Genomic DNA, 1,309 nt, shown 5'->3' with positions numbered 1-1,309 from the left:
CCCGCCACGGCTCCGCCAGGTTGTCGGGCAATGAACCACGCAAGGGTTCGTCGGAACTGCCTCGTGGACAGGATCCATGGTGCGCCGTTCACCGTGGGAACGATATCGGTGCGTCCGTGTTCGGCGCAGTAGTTGTTGATCCAGTTGCACAGATCGTTGAGCTGCACATTGGTGGCACAGGTAGTGAAAACCCGATTAGGGCGGAAACCGCTGGCTTCGTCGCGCGACTGGGTGAGAAAGGTGAACAAGTACTCGGCGCCGGGCCTGCGTAGTTCGGTGAGAACGTCGATGGCGCGGGCCACTGGCGCGCCGACTGTCCACGTAGCGTCGACGCCGTGTGGATCCTTGGCGCCCTTGAAAGCGGTGCCGGAAACTGTCCATCGGTATGGGGTTCCATCGGATCTGCGACGGACTGTGACGCAGCCGGGCCGCAGGCTTTTGACCTCGCTTTCGCGCATGCCGGACAGATAGGCAACAAGGACATAGCAGGCAGTGAGGAGCATCCGGGAGAGCACTCGTGCGGACCTGCTCGGATGATTGTTCGCGCAGATCCCGTTGGTCCACGGCTCTCCGTCGAGTCGCCCCGAGATAGTGATGGGAAACCACGTGTGCGGATCGACGCCGACAAGCTTCTCGGCAGCGGCGATCGATTCCCACTGTTCAGGCCGCCGGATGCCGCTGATGCCGGCCTGCGCGGCAAGGAGTGATCTGTTCACGCCTCGCCTCGTGCCGGGAAGCGGCTGCCTGGTTCGGATGTACTGATCGAGGACTTCCACCAGTGCGGCGTGTGCTCCGGAATTTCGGCCGAGAGCAGAAGGCTTTGGCCGGTCCTTGATCGGCCCCCTGAGCGCGAGCGAGGTCAGAATGTCGGGCGCGAAATCGTCTACGAATCTCAATGACCAAGAAATCAGAGGACCGAGTACCTGCTCGGGGATCCGCGGGGTGATGTTCTCCGCGCGTGAGCGCGATTGCCGAGACCAGCCCTCGGCTGCGTATTGAGGGTCGAAGTTGAGTGGCTCGGTAATTGCGCTTCGATACCGCCACAGCATGCGAACCGCGCGTCGGGCGTTCTCGCGGTGGCCGGTGTTGGGCACATCGGAGAGCAGGAAGATGGCGTAGTCCTCGAGCATCTCGGGAGTCAGGGCGGCCAACGGGGTTCCGGGTCGGGTGTCATCGGCCCAGATCAGGAACCGTTTGATCTGGGGAAACAGGGCCGTGACGGTGCCTACGGCCAGGCGCTGCTCTCCTGGCGGTAGTGGGCCGGACAGGATGGCCGCGAAAAGCTCTTTCGCGGCGCTCTGATGGCGGG

Annotated in this window: 1 pseudogene; it reads right to left on the bottom strand. The window is 63.2% G+C overall.

Annotated elements, in window-relative coordinates:
• Nucleotides 1-1,309, bottom strand: a pseudogene (locus YH3_RS36395) (hypothetical protein); the annotation flags it as partial.

It is taken from the genome of Rhodococcus sp. YH3-3, from assembly GCF_001653035.1.
Taxonomy (GTDB): Bacteria; Actinomycetota; Actinomycetes; order Mycobacteriales; family Mycobacteriaceae; genus Rhodococcus_F; species Rhodococcus_F qingshengii.
Note: the sequence above shows the minus strand (reverse complement) of the source record. Positions and strands in the feature narration are given on the sequence as shown.